This window comes from Bradyrhizobium sp., assembly GCF_049512235.1.
Taxonomy (GTDB): domain Bacteria; phylum Pseudomonadota; class Alphaproteobacteria; order Rhizobiales; family Xanthobacteraceae; genus Bradyrhizobium.
The window spans coordinates 1-4,279 of sequence record NZ_JBEKXH010000524.1 but is presented as its reverse complement, the minus strand read 5'-3'; the positions used below and the strand labels follow the sequence as shown (position 1 = coordinate 4,279).

Here is a 4,279-nt window from a genome sequence, read left to right as displayed (position 1 = left end):
TAAGGACCGCACCCTGATCGTGCATGCGATCAGCCATATGCGATTGCCCTGTGATCGCGACATCAGCGCGCTGGTGGACTACTTCGCCGAGCCGCGCCGCATGCCCGAGGATTGCGGCGCCATGACCGCGCTGTTTCCGAACCATGGCGACGCGCCGGCTGATCTGCGCGATGTCATCGAGCGCACGGTCACGGAGCTGCGGTCGCGCGGAATTCTGACCGATATGACGCCGGAGCAGGAGCTGGCGGCGATCGGCGCCGAACTCGCCGAAAAGCATGGCCGCGACCCTGCCGAACTGCTCGAACGCTATCGGCGCGATCTGAAGGAGGGTGCGGCCGCCTACTGGTCGGTCGGCGCTTCTTACGGCCTCACCGATTTCGCCGCCAGCGGCCAACGCGTCGAGGTCGTTCTGTTCGGCGATTGCGATATCCAGATGGAAGCCGATTTCCTGCGCCGGGAAGCGGCGCGGCGCGGCATCGACCTGCATGTCGCGGCGACCTTTCCCGACGACACGCGGTTTGCGGCCGAGCGCAAGCACGATTGCGTCTTGATCGGGGCGTTGCAGGCCCGGCATCTGGTCGCCGAGGACGTCGATGGCCTGAACCCGCACGCGGCCTACATCGCCTATGCCACGCAGATGCTGACCGAACTGCGCGCGCTGACATCGGCACCGATCCTGATCGACAATCTGCCCGAACCGACGGTGCAGCCGCTCGGCCTCGCCGAGCGCGGCGTCAAGGGGCACCGCACCCGGTTCCGGCTGACCAATGTGGCGCTCGCCGAGCTCGCCAACGCCTTCCCCGATGTTTACGTTATCGATGTCGCGGCCGCGCTGGCTGCGGCCGGCGCCGAACGGCTGCTCGACGATGGCCAGGTCGGATTCACGCATTTCGGCTCACCAGGATGGCTGCTGCAGCGGCCGGAAAGCGAAAAAGCCGCCGTCCACGGCATCTTCCCGGATACGGCGCCGCTGGCTCACGCCCTTGGCGGCGACCCCTATGGCCGCGAGGCGGTCGTTGCTGCGAGGCATATCGATGCGCTGGTCACCGTGCTGGGGATCGGGCGCAAGAAGTGCGTTATTCTCGACCTTGACGGCACCTTGTGGCCGGGCGTGCTGGCGGAAACCGGCAGCCCGTTTGCCTGGACCCCGGAGATCAGCGGCGGCTTTTCCTTCATCGGGCTTTATTTCGGCCTGCACGAAGCGCTGCTTTGTCTGAAGCGGCGCGGCATCGTGCTGGCCTGCGTCAGCAAGAACGATGAAGCCAGCGTCCGCGAACTCTGGAAATACGCCGATCACTATCCCGCCGCGCGACTGCTCACGCCGGATGATTTTGTCACGTGGCGCATCAACTGGGACGACAAGGTCGGCAATATCCGATCGATCGCCGACGAACTTGGCTTCGCGCTCGACACCTTCCTGTTCATCGATGACAACCCGGTCGAACGCGACCGCGTCCGGCGGCGCTTGCCCGAGGTCGAGGTCTGGGGCGAGGACCCCTTCAGCCTGCGCCGGCGCCTGCTCAACGATCCGCGCCTGCAGATACCGGTCATTACCGCCGAGGCGGCGTCGCGCAGTGTGCTGGTGAAAGCGCAGATCGCGCGGCAGCAGCTGCGCGCTGAAACGCTGGGTGAAGCGCAATATATCGAACAGCTGCGCATCCAGTGCCGGATCGAATGCCTGACGCCGGACTCGACAAAACTGCAGCGGGTCGAAGAACTGTTCCGCCGCACCACCCAGTTCAATACCACGGGACGAAAATTCTCGGCGAGCGAATTGGCGGCGCTGGTGAAGAACCCCGCGGCCCGCATTTTTGTAGTCGACGTGTCGGATCGCCTCGGCGATCACGGCATGGTGGGCGCCGCCGTCATCGAAGATTGTGAGATCGCAGGCTTCGCGATCAGTTGCCGGGCGCTGGGAATGGGCATCGAGCATACCTTCCTGCGCCATATTCAAGACGAGATGAAGGATCGGCCGCCCGCGCTGCGCGGAAAAATCATCCCGACGGCGCGCAATGTTCCGGCCCGCAACATCTACCGTGACAACGGCTTTGCGGAAAATGGGGGCGGGGTTTGGGAATGGGCAAAACCGGCTGCGGGCTGAGCCCGAGCCCGGATTGATTTGCCTGCAGGCGACGTCGCGCCGGCCGCGATTAGGAAAACGTTAACCATAATTGCAATAGTTTTTGGACGGCGGCCCTGGACGGGTGACGCCTGATTTTCCATCTAACAAGCGGACATCATATGGTTCTAGGGGATCCGGTACCGTGGTTCAGCGCGCCGCAGGTGAATGGTGGCGCGTTCGATCTGCACGTCAGCGCAGGCCGCTGGGTCGTGTTGAGCTTTTTGGGCTCGCCTGAAAATCCGAAGGCGATGGCCGAGCTCGCCGGGCTGATGCGTGACAGTGCCTCCTTCAATGAAGACCACATCATCATCGGCTGTGTTTTCACCGCGCCGCCCGATGATGAGGTTGCTGCCAGCCTCGCCGCTGTAAGCAGCAACAAGCTGTTCTTCCTTGCCGACTATGATGGCGCCGTCAGCGCCTCGTTCGGCGCGCAGGAGATGCCGCGCACGGTCGTGCTCGATCCCATGCTGCGGACCATAGCCGATATTGGCTGGGACCATCCGCAGGGCCATGCCGACAGCGTCCGGACCGTTCTGCGCAGCCTGCCGTCGGTCGACGAATCCGCTGGCGTCCCGATGTTCGCGCCGGCGCTGATGGTGCCGCGCGTCTTCAGTTTTGAGCTGTGCGATTTCCTGGTGCAGTTCTACGAGGCGCAGGGCGGGGTGGACTCGGGCTTTCAATTCGACATTTCCGGTAAGACCGCGACCCTTTCCGATCACCGGCTGAAGCGCCGCAGCGATGTGCCGGTGGCGGCGCCCGAGATCCGCGACCTCGTCCGCGGCCAGATCGTCCGTCGGGTGATTCCGGAGATCGAGCGCTATTTTCAGTTCCAGGCGACGCGGATGGACCGCTATGTCATCGCCTGCTATGACAGCGCGGTCGGCGGCCACTTCCACCGCCATCGCGACAATGTCAATGCCGGCGCGCAGCATCGGCGCTTTGCGCTCTCGATCAATCTCAACAGCAAGTTCGAGGGTTGTGATCTCTCGTTTCCGGAATTCGGCCGCAAGACCTACCGGCCGCCGGAAGGCGGCGCGCTGGTGTTTTCCTGCGGCGCGCTGCATCAGGTGACGCCGGTGACCAAAGGCAAACGCTACGCTTTTCTCGCCTTCCTCTATGGCGAGGAAGACGTCAGGAAACGCGAAGCCAATAACGCGCGCCTGCACGTCGGCGAGACACCCTATACAGGATTGCAGGACCGGCTGTTTGCCGAGTCGGTCAGGCCTCAGGACCAAACCGCCGTGGCGTAGGCGGGCGACGACAGCGGTGGATGGCGCGGCGTCTCGAACCACGAGGCGAGGGCGCGGGCGATCGTGCTCCCGCCAGCAGTAAATGACCTACCCCCGCGTTCGCCTCGGCAGCAGCTGGAGCGGGGGAGGCGGCGGCGGTCCGAGATCGCGCTGCCATATTGTGCCGTCATCGAACTGCAGCGTCATGCCGTCGGGCGAATAGACCGCGCCCTGCTCCCAGGCATCGACCCAGATCCGGCTCGCCGGCGCGGTCCAGTCAGGCCAAGCGCGCGCCGGCTGTCCCGCTTCGTTGACAAGATTGATTTCATCGCCGTTCTGGGTGATGAAGGCTGGATTGCCCACCAGACCCGCCCGGCAATCTACAACGCAGATGAACCTGCCGCTCAGGTTGACGGATTGCGCCGATGCCGCGCCAGAGCCTAGGGCAGCCAGCACAGCCACGGCGCACGATGTCATGATGCGAGATGTCATTCTCACGAGAATGCCTCCAGTTTGATCGACGGGGCGGCCCGCGCTTCTCCGCACAGGCCCATCGGCACCTGCGACGGGACCTCGCACTGCCGCCGACATATTTCAATGCGACGTCCGGTCCGCCGGCGATCCAATTCAGATCGGGCCGGATTTGTTCCGCAGCCCGCAAAAAAATGCGGGAACCGGCTGCGCCGCGCAGATCACGATTTTCCTTCGAAGGGGCGGGACGGCCGGAGATTTGTGTCGAGCGCGGCGCCCGCATTTAGGATAGATACTGTGGGCGGGTGAATCCGTTATTGCGAGGTCTGCACATGAGAAACGCATTGGCTGTGATGATCGCAGCCGCCTTGGCCGCCACCGCTATGCCATTACCGGAAAAAGCAAAGGCCCAAGAGCGCTGGCCGGCTATCCCCGGGGAACAAGGGATACGCCTGGT

3 protein-coding genes are annotated in these 4,279 nt (G+C 63.9%); 2 read left to right on the top strand and 1 reads right to left on the bottom strand.

The genetic code is table 11. From position 1 onward, the window contains the following. Together ABSG20_RS30945 and ABSG20_RS30940 are read left to right on the top strand one after the other, a co-directional pair. The coding region (locus ABSG20_RS30945; RefSeq protein ID WP_423868252.1) for an HAD-IIIC family phosphatase at positions 1-2,101 on the top strand (2,101 nt) is incomplete at its 5' end. Positions 2,102-2,241: 140 nt separating this feature from the next. After that, on the top strand, positions 2,242-3,372 hold the full coding sequence (locus ABSG20_RS30940; protein WP_423868251.1) for a 2OG-Fe(II) oxygenase: 1,131 nt from the start codon (positions 2,242-2,244) through the stop codon (positions 3,370-3,372). 87 nt (positions 3,373-3,459) lie between these two features. Here the strand turns inward: ABSG20_RS30940 and ABSG20_RS30935 are convergent, their stop codons facing one another. Next, the gene (locus ABSG20_RS30935; protein WP_423868253.1) at positions 3,460-3,843 is read right to left on the bottom strand and encodes a hypothetical protein; all 384 of its coding nucleotides are present in this window, start codon (positions 3,841-3,843) and stop codon (positions 3,460-3,462) included. Positions 3,844-4,279 lie beyond the last annotated feature (436 nt).

Excerpts from the sequence above, each read along its gene's own strand:
- ABSG20_RS30940 (WP_423868251.1), top strand. The coding sequence starts at position 2,242 with ATGGTTCTAGGGGATCCGGTACCGTGGTTCAGCGCGCCGCAGGTGAAT.
- ABSG20_RS30935 (WP_423868253.1), bottom strand. The coding sequence starts at position 3,843 with ATGACATCTCGCATCATGACATCGTGCGCCGTGGCTGTGCTGGCTGCC.